Here is a 16,226-nt window from a genome sequence, read left to right on the forward strand (position 1 = left end):
ACCCCCAGTCAAGTGCGCTACCAAGCTGCGCCACGTCCCGGTGCCCGTCTGACCTGGGGTTTCCCCCTGGCTGAACGCGCATGAGAACAATACCGCACTTACCCGGGTGCTCACGAACCCGATTTCCACGAGCGGATCTCACCCCCGCTCGGCGCCGTCCTTCCACATATGCGGCGGACCAGGGATACGAGGAGGGTGGTCCCGCCGCTCCCGGTGACAGGCGCGCCTCGTCCGGTGCGGCCCATTGACCCGGCATTGCCGCGTACCTACTCTGAACCACGCACATCAGAAAGCGCTTTCTATCCCTGCCCGGCCCCCCACCGCACCGGGAGCGCCCTCATGAGCAGCCGCCCGTTACGCAGGAGTCCCGCGCCCCACGCCGCTCCCCCGGCGTCGATCATCCTCATGGCTCTCGTAGCCTTTCTCGCGCTGATCACCGGCTCGGTCACGGCCGCCTCGTTCCCGAGCGGTCCGGCGGAGCCTTTCCGCGTGCTGGTGTACTCCGGAGGGACACAGGCCTCCCCGGACACGGTCCGCGCCGGGGTCGACGCGGTGAGGACGCTCGGGGCCCTCAACGGGTTCGGGGTCGAGGCGACGGACGATCCGACCGTCTTCGACGACGACCGCCTGGCCCGGTTCCACGCGATCGTCTTCAACGGCGCCGCACCTTCGCCCCAGGACCAGGACCAGGACCAGGACCAGGAGGGTGGCCGGGAGGGTGGCGGCCTCGACGCGCAGGCTCGCGCCGCCCTGCGGACGTACATCCGGGCGGGCGGTGGCTGGGTCGGGCTGCACGGCGCGGCCGCAGGTGCACACGACTGGGACTGGTACGAGGGCCTGGTCGGCGCCACCGTCGACCGGGCCACACCTTTGCAGGCCGGAAGGGTCGAGGTCCTCGACCACGCGCACCCCTCGACGGTGACCCTTCCCGACCTCTGGGAGCGTACGGAGGAGTGGTACAACTGGCGCACCGATCCGGCCGGCACCGTGCACACCCTGGCCGGGATCAGGGTGCGCGACGGTATCGCGGGCCTGGACGAGGGCGCGGACCATCCCTGGTCGTGGTGCCAGGACTACGACGGCGGACGTTCGTGGTTCACCGCGGGCGGTGGCACTGCCCAGGACTTCCGGGACGGCGCCTTCCTGTCCCATCTGCTGGGTGGCATCGAGTGGGCGGCGGGGGCGAAACCGGGCGACTGCACCGCGACCCGCGCCGGCGCCTTCCAGCGGACCCCGCTCGCGGCCAGTGGTCTGACCGATCCGGTCGACGTGGCGGTCGCCTCCGACCGCCGGGTGTTCGTCGCCCAGCGCACCGGCCAGCTCAAGGTGGTCGACCAGCGGACCATGAAGGTCTCCACGGCCCTCGACCTCGCGTACGCCCCAGGCGGGGCCGGCCGTACGGACGGGTTGACCGGTCTCGCCCTGGATCCGGACTTCGCCGAGAACCACTGGCTCTACCTGCTGCGTTCCGAAAGCCGGCGTGCCGAGACACCGCGTTCCGAGACACCGCATGCCGAGACACCGCGTCCCGGGAGCCTGCCTTCCGACACGCCGCGTCCCGGGACCGCCGGGCACCTACTCGCGCTCTCCCGCTTCACGGCCGACGGCGACACGGTCGATCCCGCCTCGGAGAAGCGCCTGCTCACCCTTCCGGTCCGGCGGCCGGCGGCCGGCAGTGGCCCCCCGCCCTCAGGGTCGCTGGCGTTCGACCGCGCCGGGCGCCTGTACGTGGGAACGGGAGGCATCGGCGTACCGCCGGCCTCGGGTGCGCCGGACGACGCTCAGGGCTCGGCCCTGCGGATCACACCCCAGGACGACGGCACCTACACCGTGCCGGCGGGCAATCTCCTCGATCCGGGCACGGCCGGTGCCCGTCCGGAGATCTACGCGACGGGCCTTCGGGCCCCCTACCGCTTCACCGTGGACCCGGCGAACGGCACGCTGCTGGCCGCGGGCACCGGCGCCGACGGGGCGGTGGAGTACGTCCGGATCACCGAGGCGGGGCGCGTCGGCCGCCCGTACTGCTCGGGGGGCACCTCCCGTGGAGCGGCGGGCTGCGCCCCGCGGGGCAACGGCGGCGGCATCACCGGCCAGGTCGCCGGGCCCCCGGTGAGCGGCCCGGTGTACGCCTACGACCCGGCGAACCTCTACCGCACCAAGTTCCCCGAGTACTTCGCCGGAAAGTGGCTGACGTACGACCCGGCCGGCGGGCGCTTCACCGCACTCTCCTTCCAGCGGACGGACCAGAGCTTCTCCGATCCGCGGTTCGCCCCAGCCAGGGCCGGTGAACTCCAGTCCGTCAAGGGCGTGTTCGGGGACTTGAAGTGGCAACGCCCGGCAGCCGCCGCCTTCGGCCCGGACGGCGCCCTGTACGTCGTCGACTCGGGTCCGGTCAGCGGTCCGGGCCTCGACGGCGGCACCGGGGGCGCCGGGCTCTTCCGGGTCGACCACGTGGGTGACGGCCGGCTGCCCGGTGCGGCCGTCACCGCCGACCGCGACAACGGCCCCGCCCCGCTGACCGTGTCCTTCACCGGCGCGGGCTCCGGGCTTCCCCCCGGCGTCCCGGTCACCTACGCCTGGGACTTCGACGGTGACGGCGCCACCGATTCGACCGAGGCGAACCCCTCGTACACCTACCGCACCGCAGGGCGGTTCACGGCGCGTCTCACGGTGACCGGTCCCGCAGGTACGACGGCCATGGCCGGCCAGGAGATCACCGTCGGCAACACCCGGCCCCGGATCACGGTCCGCCGGCCTCAGGACGGCGGCTTCTTCCGGCCGGGCGAGGCCCTCGCCCTCACGGTGGATGTGGCGGACACCGAGGACGGGAAGGACACCCGGATCGACTGCTCCCGGATCGTCGTACGCTCCCAGGCCGGCGTCGCCGGTGCGCTGCGCCCCCTGACCGGCTCACCCGGGTGCCGGGGCTCGATCGTCATGGCGGCCGGGGACGAAGCGTCGCGGTCCGGCTCCCAGCGGGTCACAGTGCAGTACACGGACAAGGGAGCGCCGGGCGCCCCGGAGCTCATGGGCTCCACCTCCCTCATCCTGCGCCCGGCCTTCCAGGAGGCGGAGCTGTTCACGTCGACCGGGGGTGCCCACGGCGGAGTCGTGACCGGCAGCCGTCCGGCGGCCTCGGGCGGCAGGGCGCTGACGGAGATCGAGGACGGGGACTGGATCGCTCTCGACCCGGTGAACCTGCGGGACATCCGGTCGGTGACGGTCGGTGCCACGCCCTGCGGGACCGGTGGAACGATCGAGTTCAGGGCCGGCTCCCCCGACGGTCGGCTCCTGGGCTCGCTGGCCGTCCCCGGCGCCCAGGACGCGGCGGCGGGACGTACGACGGCAGGACGCGCGGCAGCCGTGTCACCGACGGCCGCACTGAAGAGCCGTACCGGCGGCATGACGCTGTACGTGGTGTTCACCAGCCCCGCGTGGAGCAGCGAGAAACCGGATCTGTTCACGGTGGACTGGCTGCGCTTCGACGGGCCGGGCATCGGAAGGGCCGCCGCGCGCTGACCTGGCCGCCCCATGGCACTCAGTGGGACGCGAGGAAGGCCCGGTACCAGGCGAGGGTGGCGTCCAGGGTGTCGGAGAGCGGGGTGGGCGACAGCCCGTAGGCCTTCTCGATGGCGGAGGAGTCGACGGTCTGACCTTCGGTGTGCTGGTAGAACATCTCGGCGTACGCCGCCATGAACACCTCGTCGAAGGGTCCGAACGGGCGCGGCTCGGGGACGACCGTGAGGTCCAGGGGGCGGCCGACGCGTTCCTCGATCATCGCGAGGATCCGGCGTGTGGTGAGTGCGGGCGCCGTGGGGAGGTGCCAGACGCGGCCGTCGCCGTCCGGGTGCTCGCCGAGGGTGGCCAGCCCGGCCGCGACATCGCCGATGTACGTGTAGCTGTGCGGCAGATCGATGTCACCGAGGGCCGGGACCTGGCCTCCGGTGAGCGCGGCAGGGAAGACGGCGCCGCCCAGCGTGGAGTTGAGCACCCCGGGCCCGACGAAGTCGGCGGAGCGGCCCAGGACCACCCGGACCCGACCGTCCGCGTGCGCGGCGAGGTAGCGGGCGTCCAGCTCCGCGCGCATCACACCCTTGCTGCTGGTCGCGTTCCACGGGGTGTCCTCGGTCATCACGGCGCCGTGCGTCTCTCCGTACGGGTAGAGCGTGTCGAGGACGACCAGACGTGCGCCCGTCGCCCGGACCGCCGTGAGGACGGCCTCCTGGATGCGGGGCATCACCTCGACCTGCAGGTGATAGCCGACGTTGACGCAGTGGTAGACGACGGCCGCTCCCTCGACGGCCTCGCGTGCGCCTTCGGGGGTGGACACGTCCGCCGCGAACCGGTCGACGCCCTCGATCCGGGGCCCCTGGCCCTTCCTGTCGACGAGGCGGACCCGGTGGCCGCGGGCGGCGAGCTCCCCGGCCAGCGTGGTACCGGCCGGTCCGGCGCCGAGGACGGTGTGGAGAGCGGGTGCGGTGGTCATGGCGTACCCCTTCGACTCATCGATAATTACGCACAATCACTTCTGTTAGAGACAGTAACTCTCGCGATGAGTCATAGCAACAGCGTCCCGCCGGCCTCCCCGGCCTCACTCCGGCACACGGCGGCGGCGCTTCGGGTCGGCCAGCACCGCGGCGCCGTAACCCGCGTCATCCGGGTTGAGGTCGGCGCCCGGCGCCACGAGGCGGTCGATGCGGTCCAGCACGGCGGGCTCCAGCACGACGTCCGCGGCGCTCAGCTGCCCCCGCAGATGGTCGGCGGTGCGCGGCCCGATGATCGCCGCGGAGACCGCGGGGTGCGTGGTGACGAACGCCAGCGCCAACTGGATCAGCGTCAGGCCCGCCTCGTCGGCGAGGGCGGCGAGTTCGGTGGCGGCGTCGAGCTTGGCCTGGTTGCCCGGTACGCCCAGGTCGTAGTGGGCGGCGGTGGCGCGGAAGGGCATCGTCCGCGTACGGCGACTGGAGAGGCCGGCCGCGTCACGGCGCCAGCGGCCGGACAGCCAGCCTCCGGCGAGCGGACTCCAGGCGAGCACCCCCATCCGGTACGCCTCACAGGTGGGCAGCACATCGGCCTCCACCCCCCGGGCCAGGAGGGAGTAGGGCGGCTGTTCGCAGACGAAGCGCTCCCGCTGCCGCCGCTCGGCGGTCCACTGCGCCCGCACGATCGACGAAGGGGTGAACGTGGAGGATCCCGCGTAGCGGATCTTGCCGGAGCGGACGAGGTCGGAGAGCGCACCCAGCGTCTCGTCGAAGTCGGTGGCGGCATCGGGGCGGTGCACCTGGTACAGGTCGATGTGATCCGTACCCAGCCGGCGCAGGCTCTCCTCGCAGGCCCGGACGATCCAGCGCCGGGAGGCACCCCGCTGGTTGAGGCCGGGGCCCATCGGGCTCGACACCTTGGTCGCCAGGACGACGTCGTCCCGCCGTCCGGCGATCGCCTTGCCGACGATGATCTCGGACTCGCCGCCCGAGTACACGTCGGCGGTGTCGATGATGTTGACGCCCGCGTCCAGCGCGGTGCGGATGATGCCGACCGAGTCCTCGTGGTCCGGGTTTCCCCACCCCCCGAACATCATCGAGCCCAGGCACAGCGAGCTGACGTGGACTCCCGTACTGCCGAGCGTGCGGTACTGCATGAGCGGGACCTCCTGGGTCGGGACGGCGCGGCGGAACGGCCGACGGCGAGCTGCTACCGTCCGGGTAAACGGAGTCGGCTCCGGTTGTCCGCCACGCTAAGCGGAGCCGACTCCGGATCGCAAGCCCGCACGGAAGACGAGTCGAGAGGAAGAGCCGCATGCCTGATCCGTCCGGCCGCCCGGTCCGGGCCGACGCCCGCGCCAATGAGGACAAACTGCTCGCCGCGGCCGCCCTGGCCTTCACACGGGACGGCGCCGGCGCGACCCTCAAGCAGATCGCGAAGGACGCAGGCGTCGGGATCGCCACCCTGTACCGGCGCTTCCCGACCCGCGAACAGCTCGTCGACGCCACCTACCGCTACGAGACGGCCCGCCTCTCCGCCAGGACGTCGGCCCTCCTCGGCGAACTGCCCGCCGACCGGGCCCTGCGCGCGTGGATGTCCCAGGTGCTGGACTACATCGCCACCAAGCACGGCATGGCCGACACGCTCAAGACGCTCCTGCAGGACGACGAGCGGCTCGGCTCGCAGACGCGCGAGCAACTGACCGGCGCGATCGAGGAGTTCCGCGTCGCCGGGATCGGCCAGGGGGTGATCCGGCCGGACGTGCCGTCGGCGGACATCCTCATGAGCCTCGCGGGCGTCACGCTGGTGGCCGGGGCCGCTCCTCAGCGCGCACAGGCCGAGCGGCTGCTCGACCTGCTGATGGACGGCCTCACCCGCCCCCACGGGTGGCGCGGGCCTTGTTAGGCTCCGTAACGGAAGTGAGCGCGTCTAGCGGCAGTCGCCGAGCGGACCCCGCCCGTCGGACAGAACGAACAGAACGAGCCCAGCGAGAGGTGGAGTCCGCGATGGCCGCAGGCCAGGAAGGTCCCCGTGCCAGGTATCGGGAGCAGACCCGGTCCGAGATCAAGGACACGGCCCTGCGGCAGCTGGCCGAATCGGGAGCCGGAGCCCTCGCGCTGACCCGTGTCGCCAAGGAGATGGGCCTCTCGGGCCCGGCGCTCTACCGGTACTTCGCCGGCCGCGACGATCTGCTGAGCGCCCTGATCAGGGATGCCTACGACGACGCGGCCGCGGCGGTCGCCGATGCGGCGGCCGGGGCGGAGGAGGCGGGGCAGAACCCACGCGCCCGGCTGCACGCGCTGGGTGGCGCCTACCGCACCTGGGCGGCGGCGGAGCCGCACCGCTATCTGCTGATCCAGGGCGCCCCCGTGCCGGGCTATGTCGCCCCCGACGACACCCGGGACCGCGCCCGGGCGGTGCTCGGCCCGTTCCTGCCGCTGTTCACTGACGGATCACCGGGAGCGAGCGTGTCCGCGCTGGTGACCGAGATGGAGGCCTGGCTCGCGGCGGACGCGGGGGTCGCCGAATGGGTCGCCCGGTACGTCTCGGACACGCGTCGCTCGGCGTACGGACTGGCGGGCGCCGTGCTCGTATGGGCGCAGCTGCACGGCTCCGTCGGGCTCGAGACCGCAGGACAGTTCACCAGGATGGGACACCGGGGCGACACCCTGCTCGCCGCTCAACTGGACCTGCTCGCCGACGCGTTCACGCTGGACTGAACACCCGCCCCGAGGTCAGCGGTGCCCGCCCTCCCGGCACTCGATCTGTACGACGAACTCCCGGGCCAGCAGCTTGATCGTGTCGAGTCCGGCCCGGCCCCAGGCACGCGGCACGGTGTCCACGGCGCAGACGGTGCCGAGCGCGACGCCCGTACGGTCGATGAGCGGGGCTCCCAGGTAGGAGCGGATGCCCATGTCGTCGACCACCGGGTTACCGGCGAACCGCGGGTAGTCGCAGACGTCCTCCAGCACCAGGGCCTTGCGCCGTACGAGGACGTGCGGGCAGTAGCCGTGGTCCCGGGCCAGATGACGGCCGCCCCGGCCCGCCGCGGCCGCGCCGAGGGCGGATCCGCCCCGGATGCCCGCCGGGGTGTGCAGCCCCGCGAAGAACTGCCGGTTCTCGTCGATGAAGTTGACTATCGAGAACGGCGTCGCGGTCACTTCGGCCACCCGGTCGGCGAAGGCGTCGAAGCTGTCGAACGACGCGTCGGGCCGCTCCCCCAGGCCGAGCCTCCGCAGCCGTGCGGTCCGGCGGGAGCCGTCCCGGTCGACGGGGGTGAGCAGCGGCCGTCCCGTCCCGTACGGGATCATGGATGGGCTCCGAAACCCGAGAGCGGCGCCGGTGCCGTGGCGTTGATGAGGTGCTGGACGAGAGTGACCAGTGCCCCGGTGCCCGAGCTGGCGATCCTCGCGTCGCAGAGGACGACCGGGACCTCGGGCCCCAGGTCGAGGGCCGCCCGTACCTCTTCCGGTTCGTAGCGGTAGGCACCGTCGAACTCGTTGACCGCCACGACGAATCCGATGCCACGGCGCTCGAAGAAGTCGACGGCCGCGAAGCATTCGGCCAGCCGGCGGGTGTCGGCCAGCACGACCGCCCCGAGGGCGCCCTTGGACAGCTCGTCCCACATGAACCAGAAGCGCTCCTGGCCGGGGGTGCCGAAGAGGTAGAGCACATGCTGCTCGGACAGTGTGATCCGGCCGAAGTCCATGGCCACAGTGGTGGCCGACTTGGACTCGATGCCTTCGAGGCTGTCGGTCGCCGCGCTGACCTGCGTCAGGAGCTCCTCGGTACTCAGCGGTGCGATCTCGCTGACGGCGCCCACGAACGTCGTCTTTCCGACGCCGAAACCGCCCGCGACCAGGACCTTGAGGGCCACGGGAAAGTATTCGGAGCTTCCGGAGCTGTCAGAGCTGTCGTCGTAGACCATCGAGCACTGCCTCCAGCAGAGATCGGTCGGTTGGCATGTCATGGAACGCGGGGGCGTGCGCGGTGACCGCCCCGCAGTCGACCAGGTCGGACAGGAGGACCTTGGTGATGACGGCGGGCAGTCGGAGATGGGCGGCGATCTCCGCCACGGACGTGGGTCCGCCGCAGAGCTCCAGGGCCACGGTGTGTTCCGGGCCGAGGTGGACCTGGGGCTCGCTCCCCGTGGCCATCACCAGGGAGAGCAGGTCGAGCACGGTGGTCGGCCTCGTCCGGCCGTTGCTCACGGTGTACGGGCGGATGAGCCGGCCTGCCGCGTCGTCGAGCAACGGCCCGTCCTGCGGGGCCGGCATCCTCACAGCCCCGGGGTGAACGGCGCTCCGGCCGGCTGCCGGAGCGGCGTCATCAGGTAGGGGCGCACGCTCTTGACGAGCATGGCCATCTCGTAGCCCAGGACGGCGGCATCCGCCTCGCGGCCCGCGAGGACGGCGAGACAGGTGCCGGATCCGGCGGTGGAGACGAACAGGAGGGTCGAGTCGAGCTCGACCACGACCTGCCGTACGTCGCCGTTGTCACCGAACCGGGCACCGGCACTCCGGCCGAGCGAGTACAGGCCGGCGGCGAGGGCCGCCATGTGGTCGGCGCTGTCGGCGTCCATGCCGTGCACGGATTTCACCAGGCCGTCCGCCGAGAGGAGGACGGCGCTGCGCGTGTAGGGCACGCGTTGGACCAGGCCGCTGAGCAGCCAGTCGAGGTCCGAGACCTGACCGGACGGCATTTCGGTCGTCATGGTGATCTACTCCTTGAACATGTTCTCGGTTCGTGGATCCGGTTCGGGCGTCTGCGGTCCCGGGTGCCCCGGGTCCACCCGCTCGGTACCGGCTGTCGCGGTGGTGGTGGAGCCGCGGAAGGGCAGCGGGGCGAGACCGTGGGACCGCTGCGGCCCTACGGTCACGGCGGGGCCGGGGGCGGCCGGCTCGGCTGCCTCCGGTGCGGCGTACGCGTCCGGTGTCTCCGGCTCTTCGGCGGTCTGCGCCTCGGCGAGGTCGACCCCGCGCCGGAAGGCGGCCATCAGTCCCGGGTCGTGCAGGGCGTTCTCGTCCTCGGCGCGCGGGACCGGTGCCTCCCTGAGCTGCGGGACCAGGTGCTCCTGGTTGCTGCGCCTCGGGAGCTGGGGGCGCTCGGGGCCGGCCTCGGCGGCCGGGGGCGCCTCGGCGGGGGCTCCGGTGTCCACGGCGGACCGGACGAACGCGACGGACCCGGCGGCCGGGGCGGGTTCGACCGAGGGGGCGGCTCCGGCCGGCGGCGCGGGCTCGGCGGCGGGGAGGGGCCGGGCGCCGGGCGGGGACGCGGCGAGGTTCGGGCGGTCGACCCGTTCGGCACGGAGCGGGAGCGGCGGGGCCTCGCCCTGGGGCAGGTCCTGCCGGCTCTGCTGGGGCGGCCGGTCCAGCCGCAGCGGGGCCCCGGGCGGTGTGCCGTGGGCTCCGGCCGGCGGGGCCGAGTCCGCTGTGGGGGTCGTCGTGGCATCGATGTCGATGCCCAGCAGGATCTCGGGCAGCACCAGGACGGCCTGGGTGCCCCCGTAGATGTTGCTCTGCAGCCGTACGGCGATGCCATGTCTGCGGGCCAGGGAGGCGACCACGAACAGGCCGATCCGCCCGTCCTGCAGCAGATGGGCGACGTTGACCTGGTCGGGGTCGGCGAGCAGGGTGTTCATGCGCTTCTGCTCGGGGCCGGGCATGCCGAGCCCCCGGTCCTCCACCTCCAGGGCGAGCCCGGCGGTGACGCGCTGCGCGCGCAGCAGGACCTGGGTGTGCGGGGCGGAGAACACCGTGGCGTTCTCGACGAGTTCGGCGAGGAGGTGGATCACGTCGGCGACCGCGTGTCCGCGCAGGGTGCCGTCGATCGGCGGGACCAGCTTGACCCGGGGGTACTGCTCGACCTCGGCGATCGCCGAGCGCAGCACCTCGGTCATGGTGACGGGGTTGCTCCACTGCCTCCGCGAGACGGCGCCGCCGAGCACGGCGAGGTTCTCGGCGTGTCTGCGGATGCGGGTGGCGAGGTGGTCCACGTGGAAGAGGCCCTTGAGCAGATCGGGGTCCTCGACCTCGTGCTCCAGCTCGTCGAGGATCTGGATCTCGCGGTGCACGAGGGATTGCAGCCGCCGCGCGAGGTTGACGAAGACCTCGACCTTCTGTTCGTTGCCGTTGCCACGGAACAGCTGCGAGGCCTGGACGACGGCCGCCACCGCGTCGTCCTGCGAACGGGCCATCTCCTGGGCGAGGAGTTCGAAGGCGTCGGCGTCGGCGTCGGTGGCGGGTGCGGGTGCGGGCGGCCGGGCAGGCAGGGGCTCGCCGTCGCGGAGCTGCTCCACGACGCGCTGGAGCTCGGCCCGGTGCTGTGCGCCGGTGCGCCGGAGCGCGAGCGTGCGGTCGTGCACCCCGGTGGCGACCCGGCCGGCGCCGAGGAAGGCCGCCGCCACGGCGGCCACGGCCAGGGCGCCGGATCCGCCGAGCGCCGCGAGGAGACTGCCGGACGGGCGCACCCCGGAGGACCGGATGGTGAAGATGACGGCCGCGGCTCCGCTGAGCAGGGCCGCCACGGTCGGCAGGAGGGCGGTACGCAGCAGCTGTGGTCGCAGTCGGCTGTCGGGGGCGGGCTGCGCGGCGCGCGGCCGGCTCGCGGCCGAGTGCGAACGGCCACCCGGACGGCCGTGCCGCCCGCCTTCGCGGCGTTCCGGTCGCGCGGTGGGTGCGCGAAGTTGAGACATCATCGTCCTCGGTACGTGGGGCACCAGGAATCGGCATTCGTGTGGTGACACCTACGGTGGTCGGTCAGGCCCGGGTCAACGGTTGGAGCAGGCCCGACCGATATGAGCCCACCGTTGATCACCGGACACACACGGTAGTCGTCAATCGCCCGTGCTCGGCGTGCAGTTGTCGAAGTTGCCCGCCAGGCGTCCCGCTCTGGTATGAGGCCTCGCACGGGCAGCCGAATCCGTTCGTAGCCAACTCCGTACGCATGTCCGGGTACGACTCACGTGCTCGAATCAGCCGGGCGGGACAGCGGCTCACGCGACGGCCGCGCGTACGGAGCGAAGGAGCGAAGGAGCGATCAAGGAGGAACGGCGAGCGGGGAGCACCGGACGTTCCGGTACTCCCCGCTCCTTCTCCTCCCGGCCGCCCCGTCACGGGGCGGCCGAGGTCACCTCGGGTGTGCGGGCTGGAGCCCCGCGTACACGCCGTCCGTGCTCAGCAGCTCCTCGTGCGTCCCCACCTCGGCGATCCTGCCGCCCTCCATGGCCACGATGCGGTCGGCGCCCTGGATCGTGGAGAGCCGGTGGGCGACGACGAAGACGGTCCGGCCGTGCACGAGCCGGGTGAGGGCCTCCTGCACCAGCGCCTCGGAACGGTTGTCGAGCGCGGAGGTCGCCTCGTCCAGGACCAGCACCCTCGGATCGCGGATCAGCGCCCTGGCGATGGCGAGGCGCTGCTTCTGACCGCCCGACAGTTGCGCGCCGCGCTCCCCGATGACCGTGTCCAGTCCGCGCGGCAGACCGTTCACGAATTCCAGGGCGTTGGCGTCCCGGAGAGCGCGCATCAGCGTCTCCTCGTCCGTGTCCCCCATCCCGTACGTGACGTTGTCGCGGATGCTGCCCTCGAAGAGGATCGACTCCTGGGGCACCACCGACAGGAAGCGCCGGTAGGTCCGCAGATCGAGTCCGGCCATGTCGGTGCCGTCGAGCAGGATGCGGCCCGAGGTGGGCCGGATGAACCCGATGAGCAGGTTGAGCACCGTGGACTTGCCGGCTCCCGAGGCTCCGACGAGCGCGATGGTCTCGCCCGGGCGTGCGGAGAGGGTGAACCCGTCGACGGCCGGCTCCCCGTCCTCGTACGCGAATCCGACGTCCTCGAAGTCGATGCGGCCGACGACCTTCTCGACCCGCGCCTTGCCGGAGTTGTTCTCCAGGTCGGGCGCCTGGAGCACCTCGCCCGCCGAACGCACCGACTCCAGGCCCTTGGTGAGGACGGGCGCCAGGCCCAGCAGGGTCGTCACGGAGCCGGTCAGCACGGTGAAGAAGGCGCTGAGCATCACGACGTCCCCGGCGGTGATGGGCATCCAGCCGTGGTACGCGACGAGCGCCGAGCCCGAGAGGCACAGGACGCCGAGCGTGTTGAGGATGACCCAGGCCAGCGACCCGAAACGGCCGTTGATCATGTCGAGCCGCAGTCCTGCCGCGAAGACCTGGCGCAGCGATCCGTCGACCCGGCCGAGCGCGGTCCGCTCCAGGCCGTGGGCCCGGGTGATGGGGATCAGGGTGGTCATCTCCCCGACGCGGGAGGAGAGATGCTCGACCTCGCGGCGGAAGGACTCGTTGTGGCTGCGGAGCCGGCTGCGCAGCTTCATCACGAGGAAGCCGGCCGCGGGCACCACGACGAGGAAGAGGGGCAGGAACTCGGGCACCCGTACGCCGATGACGACCAGTCCGCCGACCAGGGTGACGACGGCTCCGAGCCCCATGTCGGAGCTCTGCTGGACCATCTGTTCCACGGCTTCGACGTCACGGACCACCTTGGCCTGGAGGACGCTCGAACTGACCCGCGCGTGGTAGCCGATGGAGAGCTGCTGCATACGGCGGCAGAGCGCCGACCGCAGGGTCTTGCCCATACGCCGGATGCTGCCGCCGAGGAACCTCACGTACACCTGGTGGAGCGGGTAGTTGATCACGAGGATGAACAGCAGGACGCCGGTGGACTTCCAGATCCCCGATTCGGGACCGTGCTGGACGACCACGTCGAGGACGGTGGCGGTGATCAGCGGCAGCAGCCAGATGGGGCTGTGCTTCACGACGAAGATGACGACCGCCAGGGCCAGCCGGCCACGGTCGGGGCGGAAGAGATGGCCGAGGGTGCGGACCGGGTTCTCGCCGCGGTAGCGGTGATCCAGGTGGTCGAAGGGCGCCAGGGGTTCGGCGGAGAGCGGTGAAAGCGCTTTCTTCATGGGTTCATCCCACCTGCTCCCGGCACCGCCGACAACCCCCGTTCCACGGGCAGAGACAATCCTTCGGGATCACGCTGCGTAATCCCTCGTCGACCGGGTACCGGGCGTGAATGTTCAGGTATAGGCGTGTACGAGTTCTGACCGTGCTGCTCAGCGGCTGGGTGGTGCTGACCGCCGTCGAGCGATGGGCGGAGCAGGCACCGTGGCCGGGTGCGGTGCGGGGCGGACTCCTTTGGGCGTGCGTGGTGGCCGGCGTCTGGTGGTTCGCCGAGTGGACCCAGTCGCCGCTGCGCACCGCACGCGAGGCGGCGGAAGCCCGCGCGGCGGACGCGTCGCCCGGTCCGCAGGACGTGGCCCCGTACGAACATGAGGCAGGCGCCGACGACGAGCCCGCCGAAGGCCGCCGCGGCACCTCCACGGCGTCACGGCGCTGACGTCCCACCGGCCGCCCGACGGCGGCGGCAGACGGGAACGGCCCGTACGCACCTCGGCGGTGCGTACGGGCCGTTCCCGTGCACGGGGCTCGATCACCCCGGTGTACGAAGCCGCGGTCACAGCCCGCGAGGGCCGTCGCCTGCCGCCGTGGTCTCGGCCAGCTTCTGGAACTCGCCCAGGTCGTAGTTGGCCAGGGCCGAGTCGAGGTTGGTCAGGGCGCCCAGGCGCTCCACGAATCCGCTGGGGTCGTACTCGATCTGCAGGGCGACCCGGCTGGAGGTGTCGTCGAGCCGGTGGAAGGTGACCACGCCCGCGTGGTGCACGCCCTCGATCGTCTTCCAGGCGATCCGGTCCTGCGGGACGACCTCGGTGAGCTCCGCGACGAAGCTCTTGTCGGCACCCGGCAGGGACAGCTGCCAGGAGAACCGGCGCTCGTCCATCGGATCCACGCGCCGCACATGGCTCAGGAACTTCGGCCACTGCGTCACATCGCTCCACAGAGCCCAGGTGACACTGACCGGCGCCTTGATGTCGACGGTCTCGACGAGGGAGGAGGACATGGAGAACAACCCCTTCTTTTCGCTCGGTTACGCCTTGCGCTGCCGACTACCCGATAGTCGGCAGCGCACGCACGCCCCTCCGCGGGCATCGGTCACGCACGGCGCGACGCCAGGCATCGCGTGCCGCCTCGGGAAGCCGCCCGCCGCCCGGCCGCCCGGCGGCTCGGGGCGGGCGGGCGGAGCGTGTGCGGTCGGAGGACGGCCGTGTTTCAGTGGATCGGTGAACTGCTCGTACCGGTGAACCGTGACGGGGACGAGTCCGTCGTCGTCCTCCGAGGGAAGGACCAGCCATCATGAGGATCGCGGTGATCGGCGGCACAGGGCTGATCGGGTCGAAGGTCGTCGCGGAGTTGGACGCCGACGGACACGAGGCGGTGCCCCACTCGAAGTCGACCGGCGTGGACATCATCACCGGCGAGGGCCTGGAGGCCGCGGTGGCCGGTGTCGACGTCATCGTGGACCTGACCAACTCTCCGACCTTCGACGAGGCCTCACCCGCCTTCTTCCAGCAGTCGATGGACAACCTGGTGAACGCCGGACGGAAGGCGGGGGTGGGGCACTTCGTCGTCCTGTCCATCGTCGGCGTGGACCAGGTGCCCGAGCTGGACTACTACCGCGCCAAGGTTCTCCAGGAGCAGATCCTCGCCGCGGGGCCGATCCCGTACTCCATCGTCCGTGCCACACAGTTCATGGAGTTCATCGACTCCGTCCTGAGCTGGACCACCGACGGTGACACCGTGCGGCTCCCCGCCACCCCGATCCAGCCCATCTCCGCCCAGGACGTCGCCGACGCGGTGGCCGAAGTCGCGGTGGGGCCTCCCCTCCAGGGGATCCACAACATCGCGGGCCCCGAGGTCTTCCCGCTGGACGAACTCGGCAGGATCACGCTCGCGGCCGGCTCCGACCGCCGTACGGTCGTCACGGACGACACCGCCGGCATGTTCGCCGTGGTGCGCGGAGACGCCCTCACCGGCAAGGACGACGCCTCGCTCGCCCCCACCCGGTACGCGGACTGGCTGGCGGCACACCAGGACACCGCCTGACGCGCGGCGCGCCGCTTCCGTGCCTCGCCACGGCGCCGGACCGCCGTGCCCCCGGGCCGCCCGGCCGAGACGCACGTCACACCGCCCGCCCTGTCACATATCACCGGTCTTCCCGGTCAGCAGTGTGTAACCGCAACACGGCTAGGAGACCATCGTGGAATCACGTCTCAACTACTTCGGCCACCCCCTCGCGGGCAAGGTCCTGAAGCACCTCAACTCGGCGAACAAAGCGGTGGCGGACTCGACCCTTCCGCCCGTGGTCCAGGAACTGGTGAAGATTCGCGCCAGCCAGATCAACGGCTGCGGGTTCTGCACCGACATGCACACCAAGGACGCCGCGAAGGCCGGGGAGACCGCACAGCGTCTCAACCTGGTGGCGGCCTGGCGTGAGGCCAAGGTGTTCACCGAGGCGGAGCGAGCCGCCCTGGAGCTCGCGGAGCAGGGCACCCGCATCGCCGACGCGGCGGGTGGCGTCACCGACGCGGCCTGGGAGGAGGCGGCCGAGCACTTCGACGAGGAGCAGCTGATCGCGCTGGTCTCCCTCATCGCCGTCATCAACGCCTACAACCGCGTCAACGTCATCAATCAGCAGCCGGCCGGGGACTACCAGCCCGGTCAGTTCGGCTGACCCGCTGCCCGGACTCCACCAGGTGCGGTCCGCCTCGCCATCCATGGCGGCGGACCGCACCTGGGCCGGGGACGGCCCGCCGGCGGAGTACGGCCACACCCCGGCGCCCGCGCGATCAGCGGGCGCCGCCCCCATGCTTCCGGCCCGGTGGGC

Annotated in this window: 15 protein-coding genes; 6 read left to right on the forward strand and 9 right to left on the reverse strand. The window is 71.8% G+C overall.

The annotated features are described in order from the left end of the window. Nucleotides 1-405 precede the first annotated feature (405 nt). Nucleotides 406-3,519: a ThuA domain-containing protein gene (locus JKV81_RS34355; protein WP_236058513.1), complete on the forward strand. Its 3,114-nt coding sequence runs from the start codon at nucleotides 406-408 to the stop codon at nucleotides 3,517-3,519. Nucleotides 3,520-3,538: 19 nt separating this feature from the next. On the opposite strand, the gene JKV81_RS34360 is transcribed toward JKV81_RS34355, so the two are convergent. After that, nucleotides 3,539-4,486 carry an NAD-dependent epimerase/dehydratase family protein gene (locus JKV81_RS34360; RefSeq protein ID WP_202079501.1) on the reverse strand — a complete coding sequence of 316 codons (948 nt, stop codon included), beginning with the start codon at nucleotides 4,484-4,486 and terminating at the stop codon, nucleotides 3,539-3,541. A 105-nt stretch (nucleotides 4,487-4,591) separates the two neighbouring features. After that, a complete protein-coding gene (locus JKV81_RS34365) occupies nucleotides 4,592-5,638 on the reverse strand; it encodes an aldo/keto reductase (protein ID WP_202079502.1) in 1,047 nt (348 codons plus the stop codon). 158 nt (nucleotides 5,639-5,796) lie between these two features. Between JKV81_RS34365 and JKV81_RS34370 the strand changes: the two genes are divergently transcribed. Together JKV81_RS34370 and JKV81_RS34375 are read left to right on the forward strand one after the other, a co-directional pair. Next, nucleotides 5,797-6,387, forward strand: coding sequence for a TetR/AcrR family transcriptional regulator (locus JKV81_RS34370; protein WP_202079504.1), 591 nt, complete (start codon nucleotides 5,797-5,799; stop codon nucleotides 6,385-6,387). Nucleotides 6,388-6,488: 101 nt separating this feature from the next. Next, on the forward strand, nucleotides 6,489-7,202 hold the full coding sequence (locus JKV81_RS34375) for a TetR/AcrR family transcriptional regulator (protein WP_202079506.1): 714 nt from the start codon (nucleotides 6,489-6,491) through the stop codon (nucleotides 7,200-7,202). 15 nt (nucleotides 7,203-7,217) lie between these two features. Here JKV81_RS34375 and JKV81_RS34380 read toward each other — a convergent pair whose 3' ends face one another. The 6 genes from JKV81_RS34380 to JKV81_RS34405 form a co-directional block, all read right to left on the reverse strand. Then, nucleotides 7,218-7,793 carry a GAF domain-containing protein gene (locus JKV81_RS34380; RefSeq protein ID WP_129266666.1) on the reverse strand — a complete coding sequence of 192 codons (576 nt, stop codon included), beginning with the start codon at nucleotides 7,791-7,793 and terminating at the stop codon, nucleotides 7,218-7,220. Next, nucleotides 7,790-8,410 carry a GTP-binding protein gene (locus JKV81_RS34385; RefSeq protein ID WP_099175473.1) on the reverse strand — a complete coding sequence of 207 codons (621 nt, stop codon included), beginning with the start codon at nucleotides 8,408-8,410 and terminating at the stop codon, nucleotides 7,790-7,792. The genes JKV81_RS34380 and JKV81_RS34385 overlap by 4 nt, the downstream gene beginning before the upstream one ends. After that, nucleotides 8,388-8,759 carry a DUF742 domain-containing protein gene (locus JKV81_RS34390; RefSeq protein ID WP_099175472.1) on the reverse strand — a complete coding sequence of 124 codons (372 nt, stop codon included), beginning with the start codon at nucleotides 8,757-8,759 and terminating at the stop codon, nucleotides 8,388-8,390. Before JKV81_RS34390 ends, JKV81_RS34385 begins: the two co-directional genes overlap by 23 nt. Before the next feature lie 2 nt (nucleotides 8,760-8,761). Next, nucleotides 8,762-9,196, reverse strand: coding sequence for a roadblock/LC7 domain-containing protein (locus JKV81_RS34395; protein ID WP_099175471.1), 435 nt, complete (start codon nucleotides 9,194-9,196; stop codon nucleotides 8,762-8,764). A 6-nt stretch (nucleotides 9,197-9,202) separates the two neighbouring features. Continuing rightward, nucleotides 9,203-11,176 (reverse strand): sensor histidine kinase, encoded by a 1,974-nt coding sequence (locus JKV81_RS34400; RefSeq protein WP_202079508.1) that lies wholly within the window; start codon nucleotides 11,174-11,176, stop codon nucleotides 9,203-9,205. Nucleotides 11,177-11,610: 434 nt separating this feature from the next. Then, nucleotides 11,611-13,407, reverse strand: a complete 1,797-nt coding sequence (locus JKV81_RS34405; protein WP_202079510.1) for an ABC transporter ATP-binding protein — start codon at nucleotides 13,405-13,407, stop codon at nucleotides 11,611-11,613. Between the two features lie 143 nt (nucleotides 13,408-13,550). Here JKV81_RS34405 and JKV81_RS36445 point away from each other — a divergent pair, with 143 nt between their 5' ends. Then, nucleotides 13,551-13,841 carry a hypothetical protein gene (locus tag JKV81_RS36445; protein WP_307820662.1) on the forward strand — a complete coding sequence of 97 codons (291 nt, stop codon included), beginning with the start codon at nucleotides 13,551-13,553 and terminating at the stop codon, nucleotides 13,839-13,841. Nucleotides 13,842-13,958: 117 nt separating this feature from the next. Here JKV81_RS36445 and JKV81_RS34415 read toward each other — a convergent pair whose 3' ends face one another. Further along, on the reverse strand, nucleotides 13,959-14,402 hold the full coding sequence (locus JKV81_RS34415; protein WP_124278982.1) for an SRPBCC family protein: 444 nt from the start codon (nucleotides 14,400-14,402) through the stop codon (nucleotides 13,959-13,961). A gap of 293 nt (nucleotides 14,403-14,695) precedes the next feature. On the opposite strand from JKV81_RS34415, the gene JKV81_RS34420 reads away from it, so the two are divergent. Continuing rightward, complete coding sequence (locus tag JKV81_RS34420; RefSeq protein WP_202079512.1) at nucleotides 14,696-15,445, forward strand: SDR family oxidoreductase; 750 nt, start codon at nucleotides 14,696-14,698, stop codon at nucleotides 15,443-15,445. A 154-nt stretch (nucleotides 15,446-15,599) separates the two neighbouring features. Continuing rightward, nucleotides 15,600-16,073 carry a carboxymuconolactone decarboxylase family protein gene (locus JKV81_RS34425; protein WP_202079514.1) on the forward strand — a complete coding sequence of 158 codons (474 nt, stop codon included), beginning with the start codon at nucleotides 15,600-15,602 and terminating at the stop codon, nucleotides 16,071-16,073. Nucleotides 16,074-16,226 lie beyond the last annotated feature (153 nt).

Source organism: Streptomyces silvae, from assembly GCF_016745505.1.
GTDB lineage: Bacteria > Actinomycetota > Actinomycetes > Streptomycetales > Streptomycetaceae > Streptomyces > Streptomyces silvae.

Excerpts from the sequence above, each read along its gene's own strand:
- JKV81_RS34355 (WP_236058513.1), top strand. The coding sequence starts at position 406 with ATGGCTCTCGTAGCCTTTCTCGCGCTGATCACCGGCTCGGTCACGGCC.
- JKV81_RS34360 (WP_202079501.1), bottom strand. The coding sequence starts at position 4,486 with ATGACCACCGCACCCGCTCTCCACACCGTCCTCGGCGCCGGACCGGCC.
- JKV81_RS34365 (WP_202079502.1), bottom strand. The coding sequence starts at position 5,638 with ATGCAGTACCGCACGCTCGGCAGTACGGGAGTCCACGTCAGCTCGCTG.
- JKV81_RS34370 (WP_202079504.1), top strand. The coding sequence starts at position 5,797 with ATGCCTGATCCGTCCGGCCGCCCGGTCCGGGCCGACGCCCGCGCCAAT.
- JKV81_RS34375 (WP_202079506.1), top strand. The coding sequence starts at position 6,489 with ATGGCCGCAGGCCAGGAAGGTCCCCGTGCCAGGTATCGGGAGCAGACC.
- JKV81_RS34380 (WP_129266666.1), bottom strand. The coding sequence starts at position 7,793 with ATGATCCCGTACGGGACGGGACGGCCGCTGCTCACCCCCGTCGACCGG.
- JKV81_RS34385 (WP_099175473.1), bottom strand. The coding sequence starts at position 8,410 with ATGGTCTACGACGACAGCTCTGACAGCTCCGGAAGCTCCGAATACTTT.
- JKV81_RS34390 (WP_099175472.1), bottom strand. The coding sequence starts at position 8,759 with ATGCCGGCCCCGCAGGACGGGCCGTTGCTCGACGACGCGGCAGGCCGG.
- JKV81_RS34395 (WP_099175471.1), bottom strand. The coding sequence starts at position 9,196 with ATGACGACCGAAATGCCGTCCGGTCAGGTCTCGGACCTCGACTGGCTG.
- JKV81_RS34400 (WP_202079508.1), bottom strand. The coding sequence starts at position 11,176 with ATGTCTCAACTTCGCGCACCCACCGCGCGACCGGAACGCCGCGAAGGC.
- JKV81_RS34405 (WP_202079510.1), bottom strand. The coding sequence starts at position 13,407 with ATGAAGAAAGCGCTTTCACCGCTCTCCGCCGAACCCCTGGCGCCCTTC.
- JKV81_RS34415 (WP_124278982.1), bottom strand. The coding sequence starts at position 14,402 with ATGTCCTCCTCCCTCGTCGAGACCGTCGACATCAAGGCGCCGGTCAGT.
- JKV81_RS34420 (WP_202079512.1), top strand. The coding sequence starts at position 14,696 with ATGAGGATCGCGGTGATCGGCGGCACAGGGCTGATCGGGTCGAAGGTC.